The sequence below is a fragment of the Bacillus sp. FSL K6-3200 genome (assembly GCF_038630485.1).
In the GTDB taxonomy this organism is placed as follows: domain Bacteria; phylum Bacillota; class Bacilli; order Bacillales; family Bacillaceae; genus Bacillus; species Bacillus safensis.
Genome location: NZ_CP152032.1, coordinates 2,769,158 through 2,787,744 on the forward strand (window position 1 = coordinate 2,769,158; position 18,587 = coordinate 2,787,744).

Below are 18,587 nucleotides of genomic sequence, written 5' to 3' on the forward strand. Positions count from 1 at the left end.
GCTTTTGGTCTATATATCAGCGTATATGAAATCAGAAAAATAATTGATGACATAGAATAGAAAACGCAGAGGTGTTTAACTTGAAAATATCAACTAAAGGCAGATATGGTCTGACGATCATGATCGAATTAGCCAAAAAACATGGCGAAGGCCCTACATCATTAAAATCAATCGCTCAAAACAATGATTTGTCTGAGCATTATTTAGAGCAGCTTGTATCACCACTCCGCAATGCCCGTCTTGTAAAAAGTATCCGCGGTGCGTATGGCGGCTATGTTCTTGCACATGAACCAAACGAGATCACAGCAGGTGATATTATTCGTGTATTAGAAGGACCAATTAGTCCTGTTGAAGTCATCGAAAACGAAGAACCAGCAAAGCGTGAACTATGGATTCGTATTCGTGATGCAGTAAAAGACGTACTAGACAATACAACTCTTGAAGACTTGGCAAGCTACACAGATGACGGGGATCAAGACTCGTATATGTTCTATATTTAGATCAGAGGTGTACCGGAAATGGAACGAATCTATTTAGATCATGCGGCCACAACGCCGATGGATCAGCGTATTGTGGACAAGATGATGCCGTACTTTACAGAGATATTTGGCAATCCCTCTAGTATTCATTCATATGGGCGCGAGGCAAGAAAGTGGCTCGATGAAGCAAGAGAAGTCATTGCAGGAGAATTACACTGTAAACCGCAGGAGATCATCCTCACAAGCGGTGGAACCGAGGCGGACAACCTGGCAATCACAGGTGTTGCCATGGCAAGACAGCATGAAGGAAAACATATCATCACAGTAAAAACAGAGCATCATGCGGTGCTGCATACATGTGAACGCCTAGAGAAGCTAGGATTTGAAGTGACATATTTAGATGTGGATGAAACTGGATTGATTCATCTCGAGCAATTAAAACAAGCATTGAGAGATGATACGATTCTTGTAACCATCATGTACGGCAATAATGAAACAGGTGTGATTCAGCCAATCAAAGCCATTGGCGAACTTCTACGTGATCACACTGCTCATTTTCATACAGACGCCGTGCAGGCGTTTGGAACAATGCCAATCGATTCAGCAGACCTTCATATTGATCTTTTATCTGCTTCTGGCCATAAGCTGAATGGTCCGATGGGAACTGGCTTTTTATATGTAAACGAAGGCGTGAAACTTTCTCCGCAAATATTCGGTGGCGAACAAGAAAGAAAGCGCCGTGCTGGCACTGAAAATGTGGCAGGAATTGTTGGGCTTGCAGAAGCTGTTCAATTAACGAAGCAAAATAGAAGAGAAAAAGCGATGCATTATGGTAAGCTCAAAGAAACTATGCTGCAAGTATTCGAAGAGGAATCACTTAATTTCTCTATCAATGGACATCCGAAAGAGACATTGCCGCACATTTTAAATGTTCATTTCCCAGGTGTCTCTATTGAATCGCTGCTTGTGAATTTAGATATGGAAGGGATTGCTGTTTCAAGCGGATCGGCATGTACGGCTGGATCTGTCCTTCCTTCGCACGTGTTAAGCGCCATGTATGGCGAAGAAGCAAAAGAGCTGACGTCCTCAGTCAGAATAAGCTTCGGTCTTGGGAATGAAGAGGATCATGTGAAGCAGGCGGCACGTAAGATAGCGGCTGTTGTCAAACGCCTAGCCAAATAAATGCTTCCTTTTGTTCGTGTGTGAAAAATGAAACAGCGAAGCACCTAAAGAACGAAACGCGCATGTTGTTTCATTGAAATTGGAGTTGATGAAGATGACAAAAAGACCAGAAGATACACGAGTTGTGGTCGGTATGTCCGGAGGAGTCGATTCATCAGTTGCCGCTCTTATGCTAAAGGAGCAAGGCTATGATGTCATCGGCATATTTATGAAAAACTGGGATGACACTGATGAAAATGGTGTTTGCACAGCAACGGAAGACTATGAGGATGTCATCCGCGTATGTAACCAAATTGGAATCCCTTATTATGCAGTGAATTTCGAGAAGCAATATTGGGACAAAGTGTTTCAATATTTCCTTGATGAATATAAAGCAGGCAGAACGCCAAACCCAGATGTCATGTGTAACAAAGAAATTAAGTTCAAGGCATTCCTTGAACATGCACTGTCACTTGGTGCAGATTATTTGGCAACAGGCCACTATGCCCGTGTTGATAGAACAGGCGATGAAGTCAAAATGCTGCGAGGTCTTGATGCAAACAAAGACCAAACGTATTTCTTAAATCAGCTGACTCAGGAACAACTTGATAAAGTCATGTTCCCAATCGGTGATCTAGAGAAAAAAAGGGTTCGTGAATTGGCAAAAGAAGCAGAGCTCGCAACAGCAGCGAAAAAAGATTCAACTGGTATCTGCTTTATTGGGGAAAGAAACTTTAAAACGTTCCTTAGTCAATATTTGCCTGCACAGCCTGGTGTGATGCAGACAATGGACGGAGAAGTAAAAGGGGAGCACGATGGACTGATGTATTACACGATCGGTCAGCGCCAAGGACTTGGCATTGGCGGCAGCGGTGATCCTTGGTTTGTTGTTGGGAAAGACTTGGAGAAAAACATCTTGTTTGTTGAACAAGGCTTCCACAATCCACTTTTATACTCTGAAAGTATTTCAGCCGTTAATATCAGCTGGACTCGTCCTCATATTGTCGGGGAAAACGGTGAATTAACTTGCACAGCAAAATTCAGATACCGTCAAGAAGATCACCATGTGAAGGTCAAAATGACAGGTGAGCAAGAAGCAATGGTTATCTTTGATGAACCTGTTCGTGCTGTTACTCCGGGACAAGCGGTTGTTTTTTATGATGGCGAGGAATGTCTTGGCGGCGGTACAATTGATGATGTCTTCAAGGGTGGTCAAAAGCTGTCGTATGTGTAACATGTTTTCAAAACCTCAACGTCGCTGTTGAGGTTTTTTAATGAAAGGATGAGAGAGCGAATGAATCATAACGAAATCGGCATAGAAGCCTTGAATCAAGGGAATATCGAAAAAGCAGCTGAAGCTTTTACAAAAGCGATCGAAGAAAGCCCGAAGAATCCGGTTCCATATATTAACTTTGCGAACTTACTTTCAAGTATCAATGAATTTGAACGTGCTTTAAACTTCTTTCAAAAGGCAATTGAACTTGATCACACTGCAGCCGCAGCCTATTACGGGGCAGGAAATGTGTATACATTAAAAGAAGACTTTATGAAAGCGAAAGACTACTTTGAACAAGCACTAAAAGCGGGCATGGAAAATAGTGATTTGTTTTATATGCTCGGGCAGACGCTTATCAAATTAGAGCAGCCTAAGCTTGCGATGCCGTATCTTCAGCGTGCCGTTGAACTAAACGAAGAAGATAACGAAGCAAGATTTCAATTTGGTATGTGCTTAGCCAATGAACACATGCTGGAAGAAGCGGTGACAACTTTTACCGAAGTCATCACGCGTGATCCTCAGCATGCAGATGCCTTTTATAATTTAGGGGTTGCGTATGCGTACTTAGAGAAAAAAGACGAAGCACTTGAGATGCTGGGTAAAGCCATTGACGTGCAGCCTGACCATATGCTGGCACTACATGCGCAAAAGCTGATTCAAGAGGCAGAATAAATGGAAGGAGGGAAGACCTGTGCAGGAACATCCAGATCAAATGAAGCTTGAGGACGAACCGTTTTTAAAGGGGACCATTCAAGCCGTTATTTTCCATAATGAAAGTAATTTATACTCGGTGTTAAAGGTGAAAGTCATTGAAACATCGGAAAACTTAGAGGAAAAAACAGCATCTGTCACAGGCTACTTCCCAGCACTTCATGAGGAGGAAACCTACACCTTCTATGGCAAAGTCACAAGCCACCCGAAATTTGGTGAACAGTTTCAGGCCACTCATTTTCAAAAGGAAGTGCCGACAACGAAGCAAGGAATCATTCATTATCTCTCAAGTGATTTATTTGAGGGGATAGGGAAAAAGACGGCTGAAGAAATCGTGGGGCAGCTTGGCAGTCAGACGCTCCATAAAATTATGCGTGACCCAGCTGTTTTGTATGATGTTCCGCGCTTATCAAAAAAGAAGGCGGATAAGCTGGCCGCAGCGCTTCAGGAGCATCAAGGGCTGGAACAAATTATGATCAGCCTGAATCAATATGGCTTTGGTCCACAGCTCAGTATGAAGATTTACCAAGTGTATGAAAGTGAAACGCTGCAGAAAATCGAGGAAAATCCCTATCAGCTCGTTAAGGATGTCGAGGGGATCGGATTTATTAAGGCGGACGAGCTTGGCGCTAGAACAGGCATCTCAGGAAATGACCCAGAGAGGATTCGTGCCGCCTTGCTATATACAGTGGAGACAGCTAGTCTTCAGGACGGTCATACGTACATACAAACAAAAGATTTGATCGTCGAAACCCGCAAACTGCTCAACCAAACAGGCAATGATTACAAAGTGACTGAAATGGATGTCGCCAATCAGATTATTGCACTTGGCGAAGGAAAAGAAATGATCATTGAAGATGAGCGCTGCTATCATCCATCTTTATTTTATGCGGAGCAAAGTGTCGCCAAACGCATTCAAAAAATCGTCTCCCAAACAGAATATGCAGATCAATTTCCTGAATCAGAATTTCTGCTTGCACTTGGGGAGCTGGAGGAGCGGTTAGGCGTTCAGTATGCACCGACACAAAAGGAAGCGATTCAAAAGGCACTCATGTCCCCGATGCTGCTTTTAACAGGTGGGCCTGGAACAGGGAAGACAACAGTCATTAAAGGGATTGTCGAGCTTTACAGTGATCTTCACGGTGTATCTCTTGATCCGAGTGATTATAAAAAAGATGAATCGTTCCCATTTGTACTTGCGGCACCAACTGGACGGGCGGCTAAACGGATGACAGAATCAACAGGGCTTCCAGCTGTCACCATTCACCGGCTGCTAGGCTGGAACGGTTCGGAGGGCTTCTCGCATGATGAGGAACAGCCGATTGAAGGAAAGCTTGTCATCATTGATGAATCAAGTATGCTGGATATTTGGCTGGCGAATCATTTGTTTAAAGCGATTCCTGATCATATCCAAGTGATTATGGTAGGGGATGAACATCAGCTGCCATCTGTCGGACCAGGCCAAGTTTTACGGGATTTGCTTGCCTCAAAAGCCGTGCCGGCTGTTACCTTGACAGATATTTACCGGCAGGCAGACGGCTCAACCATTGTTGAACTTGCACATGATATGAAAAATGGTGTGCTGCCAAAAGATATTACTGCACGCTCAAAGGATCGGTCCTTCATTCAGTGTTCAGCTGATCAAATGAAAGAAGTCATTGAGAAAGTCGTCAGCAATGCTGCTCAAAAAGGGTTTTCAGCAAAGGACATTCAAGTGCTGGCACCGATGTATAAAGGAAAAGCAGGCATCAATGAGCTCAACAAAATGCTGCAGCACATTTTGAATCCTAAAAAACCAAAAGGCAGAGAAATCCCGTTTGGTGATGTGGTGTACCGGACAGGTGATAAGGTGCTTCAGCTTGTGAATCAGCCGGAGAACAACATTTTTAACGGCGATATCGGCGAAATTGTCTCGATTTTTTATGCAAAAGAAAATACAGAAAAAGAAGACATGGCCGTGATCTCCTTTGATGGAAATGAAATCACCTTTACAAAAAAGGATTTTCATCAATTTACACACGCTTATTGCTGCTCCATTCACAAATCACAAGGCAGTGAATTCCCAATTGTTGTGCTGCCAGTCGTGAGAAGCTATTACCGAATGCTCCGGCGAAATCTGCTGTACACAGCCATTACACGAAGTAAAAAGTTTTTAATTTTGTGCGGCGAGGAATCAGCGCTGGAGTGGGGCGTGAAAAACAATGAGGATTCCCTCAGACAAACGTCCTTAACGATGCGGCTCGTGCAAACCGAACAAATCATGGATGCTGAACTTGAAGCGCTCCAAAAAGAGCTTCCGTTTAGCGTAAATGACGCAAATATTGGCATGGAGGGAATCACTCCGTTTGATTTTATGCATGAGTAGAAGGCTTCCATATGGAAGCCTTTTAGCGTGAAAAGAGTTTCACCCATTCCGTTCATGGAAGCCATTTCTTCGTATGAGTCATGAAGCAAACGCACACGATAAGACTGTTCCGCAAAAGGTGGTTGAGCACATTTTGAGAACATGCCGAGAACTTGAAGGAATGACGATCTATACAGATGAGCTGTCCCAATCACTTGGTTCCATAAAAGATATTTGCTTTTTAGCCGGAGGCAGCTGCGGAGGATATGTGTTAGAGGGGAAAAAGAAAGACAGTGCCTTCATTCCATTCTCTGCTTTTGATCAGCTGACGGAAAAAGGTTTATATGTGAGCTGCCAGGAGGGAATAGGCATGGATTCCTCTGCTCCATCCTTGTTATTTTCGAAATTAAAAAAGAAAATGATGCAGTCGCCTGATGGTGAAAATTTAGGCATTTTGGAAGATGTATACTTTTGCTCAAATTCGGGCACAATCGTAGCATATGAACTCTCGGACGGCTTCTTTACAGAGCTATCAGGGATTCGGAAACAGCTGCAGGCTGCCGGAACCTTGATGAACGTTCAAAAGGAAGCACTGGTTCTAAACCGAACGTAAAGAGGTGCTGATTATGCTCATTTGCCCAAATTGCAAATGTAAAGACATCGGAAAAATTGGGGTCAATCAATATTATTGCTGGGGCTGTTTTATTGAATTGACACTGTCAAAAGGCAAAATATCTACACACCAAGTGGAGGAAGACGGGACACTAAGCAGCTTAGATGATCTGTTTAGTGACGATGAACGTTCAATTCAACTATAAGTGTTAAGGGGGAATTTCGAATGGGCAAAATGACTTCTTCACTATTAACGCTTGGTGCAGGTGCACTCGCATATCACTTTGCAAGCCGATATGATATGCCATCAAAGCGGGATATGAAAAAGCTAAGAAAACGTGTTATGAGAATGATGTAAACAAAATGGGCTAAAATGATTTTCATTTTAGCCCTTTGTTTTTTTCACTGAGGCATCCGCTATGAGCGGATGTCCTTTTTTATGCCTGCCTGTATTCTAATCGTCTTGCAAGAATGGATAAGCTGAAATTGACGACAAAATACATCATAGCCGCCAATAGGAAAATAGGCAGTAAATAGGATTGGCTCTGACCATTTAATATTTGTGCGTGATGTAATAATTCTGGAAGCGCAATGACTACGGCAAGCGACGTATCTTTTAAAAGGGATATGAATTGACTGACAATTGGCGGTACCATTCGGCGCAGTGCCTGCGGCATAATAATCATTTTTAATGTTTGAATATAGGTTAAACCAGAAGACCTGGCTGCTTCGATCTGACCCTTATCAATTGATTTAAGGCCGCTCCGAATAATTTCTGACAGCATCGCGGATTCAAACACGGTTAAAGCCGCAATAGCAGAGGCTGTGATACTCAGCTTGATGCCGATCTCAGGCAATGCAAAATACGTGAAAAAGATGATCAGCAAAAGCGGCAGGTTTCGAATGGTCTCTACAACTACCGCAAGCACCTTCGATAAAACCGGTATTTGAGCGAACCGTAATGTGCCAACGACTAATCCAATGATAAAGCTCAAAATGATGGAGATAAAAGCCACTTTTAAGGTGACAGCAAATCCTTCAAGTAAAAAGGCGAGATGATCAGGCTGGTAGGCACCTATAAAATCCATGATGTTTCCTCCTTTCTAGTGGCTTCTTGCTAATCTTCTTTCTAAATAACCAACACCTAGACTAAGCGGAATGGTTAATAGCAAATAGAACATCGCAACAAAGATGTAGACATCAAACGTCACAAATGTTCTAGATGCAATAAGGTCTCCTTGATACATGAGATCAAACCCTGCAATGACACCTAAAATCGAGGAGTTTTTAACAAGGTTTATAAATTGATTCCCAAGAGGAGGAATGACGATTTTAATCGCCTGCGGCAAAATGATATACCGCATCGTCCCGCCATATGACAGGCCTGAAGCGCGTGCTGCTTCCATTTGTCCAAGCGGCACAGCTTGTATCCCTGCACGAATGGCTTCAGCAATAAAGGCAGAGGTATAAATGGCAAGAGCAATCGTACCAGCAGTAAAGCCATCTGCTACAATACCCAGCACAGGTAAACCAAAGAAGAAAACAAAGGTGATCAATAATAACGGAATATTCCGAATAAATTCCACGTAAGCCGTCCCTAACCAGTTGAGCGGCTTGAGTGGCGCAATTCTCATAACGGCAATGAGTGTACCGATCAAAAAGCTTCCAATCAGAGCAATCACACTTGCACCAATGGTATATTTAAAGCCTTCTAAATAAAGATGAAAGTTTTCAGTGAGAATGGAAAACCGCAGCAATCAGTTCACTTCCTTCCTGATCAACAGGGGAGCCAATAAGCGGCTCACCTGAGGCATCGATCTTGACGAATCAAACGTTATTCTTTGATCCATTTTTTAAAAATCTTGTCATACTCTCCATTGTCTTTTAACGTTTTTAATGCTTTATTGATCGCATCTGTTAATTCTTGATCCCCTTTTTTCACAGCAATACCATAAGGCTCATCTGTAAAGGTGCCGCCGACCACTTCATAATTTGAATCCTCATCTGCCATACCAAATAAGATCGCATTATCAGTTGTCAGCACTTGCCCTTGATTTGATTTTAAGGCTGTAAAAGCCTCCTGATAGTTCTCAAATTCTAATACGGATGCTTCAGGTGCTTTCTCACGGATATTTTGAGAAGAAGTAGAGCCTTTCACGGCCAGCACCTTTGTTCCTTTTTTAAGATCATCAATGGATTGAATGTCGCTTCCTTTTTTCACAAGCAGTGATTGTCCTGCTTCAAAGTATACATCTGAGAAATTGACTTCTTTTTTACGCTCTTCTGTAATTGTCATGGTCGCAACAATTGCATGAATATCTCCTTTTTGAAGCAAAGGAATTCTCGTTTTAGATGTGACTTCTTTGAATTCTGCTTTTCCTTTATCGCCGAGTATTTCCTTTGCGATGGCTTTTGCAATGTCAATATCAAATCCTTCAATATCGCCGCTGCTCGGATTTTTTAGACCGAATAAACGTGTGTCATTTTTTACACCGAAAATGATTTTTTTGTCTTTCTTAATGGCTTCTAATGAGCTTCCTTGTTTTGCATCAGTTGAGCCTTTTTCAGTAGATCCACAAGCAGTCAAAGCGGCGATGCAGCAAGTCATAAAGAGCAGCAGGCCAAAGCGTTTCATTTTTTTCATTAAACCATTCCCCCTAGTGATTTAAAATACGGCTTAAAAATAATTGGGCACGTTTCTCTTGCGGTTTTTCATAAAATGCAGCCGGTGTTGATTCTTCAAGAATTCTGCCTTCATCAATAAAAACAATGCGGTCGGCCACTTCGCGGGCAAAGCCCATCTCATGCGTGACGACAACCATGGTCATGCCTTCACGGGCCAGCTGCTTCATCACATCTAATACCTCGCCGATCATCTCTGGATCAAGTGCAGATGTCGGTTCGTCGAAAAGCATGACCTCTGGCTTCATCGCAAGCCCTCTTGCAATGGCAACGCGCTGCTGCTGTCCGCCAGAGAGTCTTGAAGGATAGGTGTCTGCTTTTTCAGGAATGCCGACTTTATTTAAATAAAATTCAGCTGTTTCCTTTGCTTCTTCCTTGCTCACTTTTTTGACCTTCATCGGCGCAAGCATAATGTTTTCAAGTACCGTCTTATGCGGATAAAGGTGAAAATGCTGAAAGACCATGCCGATATTTTGCCTGACAAGATTGATGTTGGTCTTCGGATGCTGAACAGACACTTGGTTGACGAGAACTTTTCCCTCATCAATGCTTTCAAGACGATTGATACATCTGAGCATCGTGCTTTTTCCAGATCCTGAAGGACCGATGATCACAACAACCTCCCCTTTTTGAATATGTAGGTTAATGTCCTTAAGTACATGGAACTGGCCATAATGCTTGTTGACTTCTTCGAATGTGATCATGAAGAACCTCCTCTTGTGTATCATTGGCTAAAGCTAAAGTGGATTCTAGCACAACTTGTGTAAAAAGAAGTAAATGATGGAATATTTTCTGACGAGATTTTACAGCAAACAGTGACTTTGGATGGAGCTGTATGTTTCATGTGTATTCATTTTTAACAAAGTTAGGACAAATTTTATTTACGTGGATAATTGCAGAAGATGGTTAAACAATAAGAAGAGAGGTGAAAAAGGTGAAGAAACGTCCGATCCAATTTCTGATATATGCTGCAGGGGTTCTGCTTGTCCTTGCATCCTTGCTCATTTTACTGCAGCTTGACGAGTTATGGATGCCTATTTTTTTATTGCTGAAGGCGGTTCTGATTCCGCTTCTCATTGCCATTTTTATTTCTTATCTGCTTTATCCTATTGTTGAAAGACTGCATGCAAGAGGACTGCCAAGAACAGTCAGCCTCCTATTGATCTATGTCCTGTTTTTTGGCGGGATTGGGTTTGCGGTTTATAAAGGAGCGCCTGTTATGATCGCGCAGTTAAATGAGCTGTCAGAACAGATTCCTGTCCTTGCTGAAACGTATAATGGCGCATTATCACATATTCATCGTCATACGAGTCACTGGCCTGACGGACTTCACGACCGCTTGGATCGCTTTATTGTTCAATCGGAGACATATGCAGCCAACGGCGCTGAGCGGATGATTCTTAGCTGTAAAGTTTTACTTGATTACGCATTAGTCGCAGCACTCATTCCTTTTCTTGTTTTTTATATGGTAAAAGACATGAACATGATGAAGCGGGCGGCATGGTATTTAACGCCGCCATCATTTAGGAAGAGGGGGCACGCTTTTGTCAAAGCAGTGGATGAATCGCTTGGTGATTATATTCGAGGGCAGCTGCTTGTCTGTTCTTTAATCGGGGGTGCAGCAGCGATTGTGCTTTGGCTTTTTCATATCCCGTACCCGCTCGTCCTTGGTATGATGATAGGAGCAACGAATGTGATACCGTATTTTGGACCGATTATTGGCGCAGTTCCTGCCGTCTTTATTGCGTTTACCATTTCGGTGAAATCGGTCATCATTGTACTGATTACAGTAGCAGTGCTCCAATTTTTAGAGAGTAATGTCCTCAGTCCAATCATTGTAGGGCGAAGTCTTCATATGCATCCTGTTGTGATTATGCTTGTCTTGCTAGCAGGAGGGGAGCTGTTTGGCTTGATTGGGATGATTTTAGCAGTACCAACAGCTGCGATTATCAGGGTGGTCATTGTGCAATATATCCTGATGAGGCGAAGCGTTCATTGACAAGACGAGCCGAGTTGTCTATAATAATTTCGATTCATACATATTGAAATTCAATGACGGACCCGAGTACGTTAAAAAGCTGTTGCAGAGAGAGGCTTTATTTGCTGAGAAAAGCCTTATCAGACCTTTAACGGAAGCTAGTCCCGAGTGCAGATAAACACTGCCGCTCTCTTCCGGCGTTATCGGATGTGAAGGTGATAGACGAATTTGTCTATAATCAGGGTGGTACCGCGAGAACATCTCGTCCCTGTGTAAGTCGTTTTGTGCTTGCATAGGGCGGGATGTTTTTGTGTTTGTGTGGAGATTGATGAATGAAAAGGGAGGATTTTTGAATGAAAACTTTAACTTCAGCTCAAGTACGTCAAATGTTTTTAGACTTTTTTAAAGAAAAAGGACATGCTGTAGAACCGAGTGCGTCACTTGTACCGCATGATGATCCGACACTTTTATGGATCAACAGTGGTGTGGCAACATTAAAAAAATACTTTGATGGCCGCGTCGTACCTGACAATCCGCGTATTTGCAACGCGCAAAAATCGATTCGTACGAATGATATTGAAAATGTAGGGAAGACAGCACGCCATCACACGTTCTTTGAAATGCTTGGCAACTTCTCTATTGGTGACTATTTTAAAGAAGAGGCCATTGAATGGGCGTGGGAATTCCTCACAAGTGACGAATGGATCGGCTTTGATCCGAATTTGTTATCTGTGACAGTCCACCCAGAGGACGAAGAAGCATATATCCTTTGGAGAGATAAAATTGGTGTGCCTGAAGAACGTATTATTCGTCTTGAAGGAAACTTCTGGGATATTGGCGAGGGCCCAAGCGGACCGAATACAGAAATTTTCTATGACCGAGGCGAATCATACGGTCACGACTTGAACGATCCAGAATTATACCCTGGCGGGGAAAACGAACGTTATCTAGAAGTATGGAATCTTGTGTTCTCTGAATTCAACCATAATCCAGATGGGTCATACACACCACTTCCGAAGAAAAACATTGATACAGGGATGGGTCTTGAACGAATGGTATCTGTCATTCAAAATGTGCCGACGAACTTCGATACAGACCTATTTATGCCAATTATTCGTGCAGTTGAGACCATTTCTGGAGAAAGCTATGGCGAAACAAAGGAAAAGGATACAGCATTCAAAGTCATTGCTGACCACATCCGGACAGTTGCCTTTGCTGTAAGTGACGGAGCACTTCCTTCCAATGAAGGCCGCGGATATGTATTAAGACGTTTGCTGCGCCGTGCTGTGCGTTATGCAAAAACGATCCATATCCACCGTCCGTTTATGTATGATCTAGTGCCAGTTGTTGCTGAGATCATGAAGGATTTCTACCCAGATGTACAAGCAAAAGAAGAATTTATTGCGAAAGTCATCAAAAACGAAGAAGAACGTTTCCATGAAACACTGAACGAAGGGTTAGCCATTTTGTCAGAAGTAATTAAAAAAGAAAGAGACAAAGGCAGCACACAGATTTCAGGTGAGGATGTATTTAAACTGTATGACACGTATGGATTCCCTGTCGAGCTGACAGAAGAATATGCAGAAGATGAGAACATGACAGTTGATCGAGAAGGCTTCCAAGCGGAAATGGAGAAGCAGCGTGAACGGGCAAGAAATGCGAGACAAGATGTCGGCAGTATGCAGGTTCAAGGCGGCGCATTAGGCGATATTAAAGTGGAAAGCACATTTGTTGGCTACGAAAATTTAACTGCGGATACTCGCATTATCGAATTGCTTCAAAATGGTGAAATTGTCTCGGAAGCACATGAAGGAGACACGGTGCAAATCTTGTTAGATGAAACACCTTTCTATGCGGAAAGCGGCGGACAAGTAGCGGATAAAGGAACACTAAAAAGTGCAGAAGCCATCATTGAGATCAAAGATGTGAAAAAAGCGCCAAACGGTCAGCATGTCCATGAAGGAGTCGTTGTAAGCGGTACGGCTCAAAAAGGTCTCGAGGTCACTGCTGAAGTGGAATCAGCTCTTCGAAAAGGCATTGTGAAAAACCATACAGCGACACACCTTCTGCATCAGGCGCTGAAAGATGTATTAGGCAGCCACGTAAACCAAGCAGGGTCATTGGTGAATGAAAACAGACTTCGCTTTGATTTCTCTCATTTTGGACAAGTGACGAAAGAAGAATTGTCTCAAATTGAAAAAATCGTGAACGAAAAGATATGGGAAGGTATCTCTGTTGCTATTGATCTGAAACCAATTGCTGAAGCAAAAGAAATGGGTGCAATGGCGCTCTTTGGCGAGAAGTATGGCGATATCGTGCGTGTTGTCCAAGTGGGCGATTACAGCATTGAGCTATGCGGCGGCTGTCACGTGCAAAACACTGCGGAAATCGGTTTGTTTAAAATTGCGTCTGAGTCGGGTATTGGTGCTGGAACACGTCGTATTGAAGCTGTGACTGGTAAAGGTGCTTATGAAGAATTAAATGACCAGCTGGCGATTTTAGAGCAGGCAGCAAGTGAGCTGAAGTCAAATACGAAGGATGTACCAAAACGGATTGCTTCATTACAGGCAGATTTAAAAGAGGTTCAAAGAGAAAACGAATCTCTCCTTGCGAAATTAAGCCAAGCAGAAGCAGGCTCTATTTTAGAGAAAGTGACAGAAGTTGGCGGAGTGAAAGTATTAACTGAAAAAGTAAACGCTAAAGACATGAACCATTTAAGAACAATGGTTGATGACTTGAAAGCTAAATTAGGATCAGCTGTCATCGTGCTGGGAGCCGTTCAAAACGGAAAAGTAAACATTTCAGCAGGAGTGACTAAAGACGTGATTGAAAAAGGTCTGCATGCAGGAAAGCTTGTGAAGCAGGCAGCTGAAATCTGCGGCGGAGGCGGAGGCGGACGTCCAGATATGGCTCAAGCAGGCGGAAAACAACCAGAAAAGCTTGAAGAAGCACTGGCAACTGTCGAAGAATCTGTCAAATCCGTTTTATAATCAGGCGATGTAGTGTAGAATAATGGTATTAGATGAGCGGTTAGAAAAAAGCTTGCTAGTAGAATGTTGGAAGAGAGGTGCAAGAAGCAGTGAGTTCATTTGATAAGACAATGAAGTTTAACTTCTCTGATGATTCAGCTGAAACCAATGTGAATGAAGTGCTCATTACAGTTCATGACGCACTCCAAGAAAAAGGATACAACCCGATCAATCAAATTGTCGGATACTTGCTGTCAGGCGACCCTGCTTATATTCCAAGACATCAGGATGCACGCAACCTAATTCGTAAACTAGAACGAGACGAATTAATTGAGGAATTGGTTAAATCGTACTTAGAGACACATAAAGAGGCGTAAAACATGAGAATTTTAGGCTTGGATTTAGGCACGAAAACCCTTGGTGTTGCGATCAGTGATGAAATGGGATGGACAGCGCAAGGGATTGAAACAATTAAAATTGATGAAGCAGGCGGAGACTTTGGTCTCAGCCGCCTGTCTGAGATCATAGCGGAATACGGAGCAGATAAAATTGTACTTGGCTTTCCAAAGAATATGAACGGTACGGTCGGTCCAAGAGGCGAAGCCAGCCAATCATTTGCGAAAGTGCTAGAAAACACGTACAATGTTCCTGTTGTGCTTTGGGACGAGCGTCTGTCAACAATGGCAGCGGAAAAAATGCTCATCTCTGCAGATGTGAGCAGACAAAAGCGTAAAAAAGTCATTGATAAAATGGCGGCTGTCATGATCCTGCAAGGATATTTAGACAGCTTAAATTAAAATGAGGTGAATCAAATGGAACACGGAGAAAAGCAAATTACAATCGTTGATGATAATGGAAATGAACAGCTTTGCGAAGTACTATTTACTTTTGAAAGCGACCATTTTAACAAATCATATGTTCTTTACTACCCAATTTCTGAGCAAGACAATGAGGAAATTGAAATTCATGCATCAAGCTTCACACCGAATGAAGACGGTGAAGATGGCGAGCTAGAGCCGATTGAAACGGATGAAGAGTGGGACATGATTGAAGAAACGTTAAATACGTTCTTAGATCAAGAAGACGAAGAATAGAACGAATAAAAGGCCTGTGAACAGATCTTCATGATCTTTCTTCACAGGTCTTTTTTTACGGCTATTATGTTAACTTAATTTCATTTTATGTTGACATAATGAACTGCACCTTTTACTCTGTTTTTAACAATAAATTGAGTGAGGTGCATGGATATTGAAAATACAAGATATGATGCAAATAGCATTAATGACAGCAGTCATTGGGATGTTAGGCTTGATTCCGCCGATTTTACTTACATTTACACCTGTACCGATTACATTGCAAACCGCAGGTCTTTTGCTTGCTGGGGGGCTGTTAAAGCCAAAGCAAGCACTGATCAGTTTATGTCTTTTTCTTTTGGTTGTGGCAGCAGGCGCACCTCTTTTATCAGGAGGGAGAGGCGGAATTGGGGTCTTTTTTGGGCCAAGCGGTGGCTTTCTACTTGCTTATCCAGTTGCTGCCTTCATGATCAGCCTATGGGTGAATCGGCTGAAAAAAGTAACCGCACTGCGTCTTTTTGCGATCTATGCGGTTTGCAGTATTGGGATTTTATATTTATGCGGCATTCCTTTTCAAGCCATGATGATGCATATTAAGGTCACGCAGGCCGCTTTTCTTAGTTTAATTTATCTTCCAGGTGATTTCATCAAAGCGGGCATGTGTGCTGTCTTTACAATCAAAATCATTCAGGCCATGTCATATCGAAAAAGGGATCTGCATAAAGGGAGGCGTGCGGTTTGATCAGAATAACGGAAAGCTATGCAGTACATGCAGAAATGAAACCAGATCAGATTGCCATCATCGATGAGCAAGAAAGCATTACATATCAAGATTGGTACGAACGAGTACAGAGATCAGCGCAGTGGTTACAAGGAACGGCATATCAGCAAAAAAGAATCGCTTTTTTATTATCAAATGGTGCTTCTTTCTTGCAAATATTTGCGGGCGCTGCTTGTGCTGGGTGGACAGCCGTTCCGCTTGATCCGAGATGGAGTCATGAGGAGTGTGTAGAAAAGCTCTTGTTAAGTGAGGCAGGCCTCGCCATTATAGAGGATCGATTGATGAAAAGATTTGAACAAAGCAGCGTAAACATACCGATTATTTCTTTATCTGAATGGAAGGAAAGAATGAGCCTTCTCACAGACAGTCCATTCAGCAAAAGTGATACCGAGAAGAACCCAGTCTTTTATATGGGTTTTACGTCAGGATCAACGGGCTCACCGAAAGCCTTTATTAGGCGTCAGCAGTCATGGATCGAGAGCTTTCGAATGACCACCGCTTCATTTGGAATCACTCATCAAGATCATGTTCTCATATTAGGTACACTTTTATCCTCACACTTTTTATATGGTGCCATCAGTACATTATACTTTGGCGGCACAGTGACGCTTTTAGAAAAATTTGTGCCAGGAAAAGCAAAGAAAGCCTTAGAGACAGGTGATATCACCGTTATGTATACTGTCCCAACAATGACAGAAACGTTACTGCAAACCGATGCTTTTAGAGGGGACCATCCGCTTCTTGTCATGTCATCGGGAGCAGATTGGAGCATCTCTTCAAAAGAACAGCTCGTCACCAACTATCCACATGTCACTTTTTTTGATTTTTATGGCACATCAGAGTTAAGTTTTGTCTCTTATTTGTCTTCAAATGATTTTCTGCAAAAACCTTCTTCTGTTGGACGGCCTTTCTCCTCCATTCAAGTAGAAGTAAGGCACCCCGATCATTCTGTCTGTCAGCCAAATGAAACAGGGAGGATTTATGTGAAAAGCCCAATGACTTTTTCAGGCTACTTACATGAGGAGAAACCGCCGCAGGAGTGGCTGACAGTTTACGACATGGGATGGCTGGATGAAGACGGTTATCTGTATATGAGCGGCCGCGAAAATGGCATGATTGTTTATGGGGGACTGAATATTTTTCCTGAGGAAATCGAGCGCGTGCTCAATGAACAGCCAGAGGTAAAACGGTCGATTGTAGTTGGTGTTCCTGACCCATATTGGGGTGAAATCCCTGTTGCCATACTGGAGCAAGTGCCGCAAATAAAGGCGGTTCGACAAGCTGTCAAAGAAAAGCTTGCGGCCTACAAGGTACCAAAAAAATGGCTTGTGATTGATCAAATGATGGAAACATCCGGCGGAAAAATAGCTCGAGCAAACATGAAAAAGTGGGCGGAGGAGCAATTGTCATGCAAGCAGTAATCGTACAAGCAAAACGAACACCCTTCGGTGACAAAAATGGGATGCTGAAGGATTATCGCCCAGAGCAATTAGCCGCGCCCCTTATTCGGCATTTGTCTCAGATCATGACACCAGATGACGTCATATTAGGCAATGTCGTCGGAGGCGGAGGAAATATGGCCCGTCTGTCCTCATTAGAAGCAGGTCTTCCTTTACATGTTCCAGGTATGACAATTGACAGGCAATGTGCCTCGGGTCTTGAAGCCATCAGAACAGCTTGCGTCATGGTTCAATCGGGGGAGGGCTCAATGTATATCGCTGGCGGGACAGAGAGCATTTCCAGATCACCAATGAAAGAGAGGGCCCGCTTTTCACCGGAGGAGATAGGAGATCCGCATATGGGAGAAGCGGCAGAGCTGACTGCGTCGACATTTTCTGTCACAAGAAAAGAACAAGATGACTATGCCCTTTTAAGCTGGGAAAGAAGTTTAGCAGCATTCAAACATGGTACATATTCAGAAGAAATCGTTTCGGTAGGCGGGCTGAGCATAGATGAAGCGGCTGCTAAAATAAGACCGATGGCAAAGCTGATCAAACGGGCAAAGCCTGTATTTTTACCGGGAAAAGGAACTGTGACCGCCGCCAATAGCTGTAAGGAAGCAGACGGAGCAGCTGCTGTCGCTGTGATGGAAAAATCGCTAGCGGAAGCGAGTGGATATAAGGCGATGTTACGGTATGTCGGAAGCGCTGTGACAGCGATACATCCTCATTTTCCAGCTGCTTCACCAATTGATGCGATCAAGAAACTTTTGCATCAAGAGAACATAAAGGCAGAAGAAGTGGCGTTATTTGGAATCAATGAAGCGTTTGCGCTGAAACCAGCACTTATCGCCCGGACGCTGGGTATACCATATGACCGGATCAATAAAAGAGGCGGTGCACTTTGCCTTGGGCACCCTTACAGCGCGTCAGGAGCTGCTATGATGGTGAGATTATTTTATGAAGCGCACGCCTTACCGAATAGAAGCTATGTCATGGCTGCTATTGGAAGCGGTGGCGGCATTGGTTTAGCCGTGTTATGTCAAGTTCTGTCATGAGATGCATAAGCAAGTAATTGCCGA

20 protein-coding genes and 1 other annotated feature are annotated in these 18,587 nt (G+C 43.1%); of the genes, 16 read left to right on the top strand and 4 right to left on the bottom strand.

Features of this window, described 5'->3' with window-relative positions:
* Nucleotides 1–80 precede the first annotated feature (80 nt).
* The 8 genes from MHI60_RS14075 to MHI60_RS14110 all read left to right on the top strand — a co-directional run bounded on the left by MHI60_RS14075 (nt 81) and on the right by MHI60_RS14110 (nt 6,941).
* Entirely contained in the window at nt 81–500 is a 420-nt protein-coding gene (locus MHI60_RS14075) for an Rrf2 family transcriptional regulator (protein WP_024423125.1), read from the top strand.
* Nucleotides 501–518: 18 nt separating this feature from the next.
* A complete protein-coding gene (locus tag MHI60_RS14080; protein WP_144484766.1) occupies nt 519–1,661 on the top strand; it encodes a cysteine desulfurase family protein in 1,143 nt (380 codons plus the stop codon).
* Between the two features lie 94 nt (nt 1,662–1,755).
* Nucleotides 1,756–2,874, top strand: a complete 1,119-nt coding sequence (gene mnmA, locus MHI60_RS14085; RefSeq protein WP_144484764.1) for a tRNA 2-thiouridine(34) synthase MnmA — start codon at nt 1,756–1,758, stop codon at nt 2,872–2,874.
* Between the two features lie 60 nt (nt 2,875–2,934).
* Complete coding sequence (locus MHI60_RS14090; RefSeq protein ID WP_144484762.1) at nt 2,935–3,588, top strand: tetratricopeptide repeat protein; 654 nt, start codon at nt 2,935–2,937, stop codon at nt 3,586–3,588.
* Nucleotides 3,589–3,607: 19 nt separating this feature from the next.
* Nucleotides 3,608–5,992, top strand: a complete 2,385-nt coding sequence (locus MHI60_RS14095; RefSeq protein WP_144484760.1) for an ATP-dependent RecD-like DNA helicase — start codon at nt 3,608–3,610, stop codon at nt 5,990–5,992.
* A gap of 73 nt (nt 5,993–6,065) precedes the next feature.
* Nucleotides 6,066–6,584 (top strand): PRC-barrel domain-containing protein, encoded by a 519-nt coding sequence (locus tag MHI60_RS14100; protein ID WP_144484758.1) that lies wholly within the window; start codon nt 6,066–6,068, stop codon nt 6,582–6,584.
* Between the two features lie 13 nt (nt 6,585–6,597).
* Complete coding sequence (locus MHI60_RS14105; RefSeq protein ID WP_003216308.1) at nt 6,598–6,789, top strand: hypothetical protein; 192 nt, start codon at nt 6,598–6,600, stop codon at nt 6,787–6,789.
* A gap of 20 nt (nt 6,790–6,809) precedes the next feature.
* Nucleotides 6,810–6,941 carry a YrzQ family protein gene (locus MHI60_RS14110; protein ID WP_003216198.1) on the top strand — a complete coding sequence of 44 codons (132 nt, stop codon included), beginning with the start codon at nt 6,810–6,812 and terminating at the stop codon, nt 6,939–6,941.
* A 79-nt stretch (nt 6,942–7,020) separates the two neighbouring features.
* Here the strand turns inward: MHI60_RS14110 and MHI60_RS14115 are convergent, their stop codons facing one another.
* The 4 genes from MHI60_RS14115 to MHI60_RS14130 form a co-directional block, all read right to left on the bottom strand.
* Nucleotides 7,021–7,671 (bottom strand): amino acid ABC transporter permease, encoded by a 651-nt coding sequence (locus MHI60_RS14115; RefSeq protein WP_024427867.1) that lies wholly within the window; start codon nt 7,669–7,671, stop codon nt 7,021–7,023.
* A gap of 15 nt (nt 7,672–7,686) precedes the next feature.
* Complete coding sequence (locus MHI60_RS14120) at nt 7,687–8,340, bottom strand: amino acid ABC transporter permease (RefSeq protein WP_144471224.1); 654 nt, start codon at nt 8,338–8,340, stop codon at nt 7,687–7,689.
* Between the two features lie 77 nt (nt 8,341–8,417).
* A complete protein-coding gene (locus MHI60_RS14125; RefSeq protein ID WP_144484756.1) occupies nt 8,418–9,227 on the bottom strand; it encodes a transporter substrate-binding domain-containing protein in 810 nt (269 codons plus the stop codon).
* Between the two features lie 13 nt (nt 9,228–9,240).
* Nucleotides 9,241–9,969 carry an amino acid ABC transporter ATP-binding protein gene (locus MHI60_RS14130; protein WP_048238982.1) on the bottom strand — a complete coding sequence of 243 codons (729 nt, stop codon included), beginning with the start codon at nt 9,967–9,969 and terminating at the stop codon, nt 9,241–9,243.
* Nucleotides 9,970–10,199: 230 nt separating this feature from the next.
* Between MHI60_RS14130 and MHI60_RS14135 the strand changes: the two genes are divergently transcribed.
* The 8 genes from MHI60_RS14135 to MHI60_RS14170 all read left to right on the top strand — a co-directional run bounded on the left by MHI60_RS14135 (nt 10,200) and on the right by MHI60_RS14170 (nt 18,563).
* The gene (locus MHI60_RS14135) at nt 10,200–11,264 is read left to right on the top strand and encodes an AI-2E family transporter (RefSeq protein WP_111292113.1); all 1,065 of its coding nucleotides are present in this window, start codon (nt 10,200–10,202) and stop codon (nt 11,262–11,264) included.
* Nucleotides 11,265–11,308: 44 nt separating this feature from the next.
* Nucleotides 11,309–11,516: a binding site (T-box leader), on the top strand.
* Between the two features lie 80 nt (nt 11,517–11,596).
* Entirely contained in the window at nt 11,597–14,233 is a 2,637-nt protein-coding gene (alaS, locus tag MHI60_RS14140) for an alanine--tRNA ligase (protein WP_144484754.1), read from the top strand.
* An 89-nt stretch (nt 14,234–14,322) separates the two neighbouring features.
* On the top strand, nt 14,323–14,589 hold the full coding sequence (locus MHI60_RS14145; protein WP_008358522.1) for an IreB family regulatory phosphoprotein: 267 nt from the start codon (nt 14,323–14,325) through the stop codon (nt 14,587–14,589).
* A 3-nt stretch (nt 14,590–14,592) separates the two neighbouring features.
* Nucleotides 14,593–15,009 (top strand): Holliday junction resolvase RuvX, encoded by a 417-nt coding sequence (ruvX, locus tag MHI60_RS14150; RefSeq protein WP_024423113.1) that lies wholly within the window; start codon nt 14,593–14,595, stop codon nt 15,007–15,009.
* A gap of 15 nt (nt 15,010–15,024) precedes the next feature.
* Entirely contained in the window at nt 15,025–15,306 is a 282-nt protein-coding gene (locus MHI60_RS14155) for a DUF1292 domain-containing protein (protein ID WP_024423112.1), read from the top strand.
* A gap of 154 nt (nt 15,307–15,460) precedes the next feature.
* On the top strand, nt 15,461–16,027 hold the full coding sequence (locus MHI60_RS14160; RefSeq protein ID WP_144484752.1) for a biotin transporter BioY: 567 nt from the start codon (nt 15,461–15,463) through the stop codon (nt 16,025–16,027).
* Entirely contained in the window at nt 16,027–17,487 is a 1,461-nt protein-coding gene (locus tag MHI60_RS14165; protein ID WP_186437315.1) for an acyl-CoA synthetase, read from the top strand. Before MHI60_RS14160 ends, MHI60_RS14165 begins: the two co-directional genes overlap by 1 nt.
* Nucleotides 17,475–18,563 carry an acetyl-CoA C-acyltransferase gene (locus MHI60_RS14170; RefSeq protein ID WP_144484748.1) on the top strand — a complete coding sequence of 363 codons (1,089 nt, stop codon included), beginning with the start codon at nt 17,475–17,477 and terminating at the stop codon, nt 18,561–18,563. Before MHI60_RS14165 ends, MHI60_RS14170 begins: the two co-directional genes overlap by 13 nt.
* The last annotated feature ends 24 nt before the right edge of the window (nt 18,564–18,587 follow it).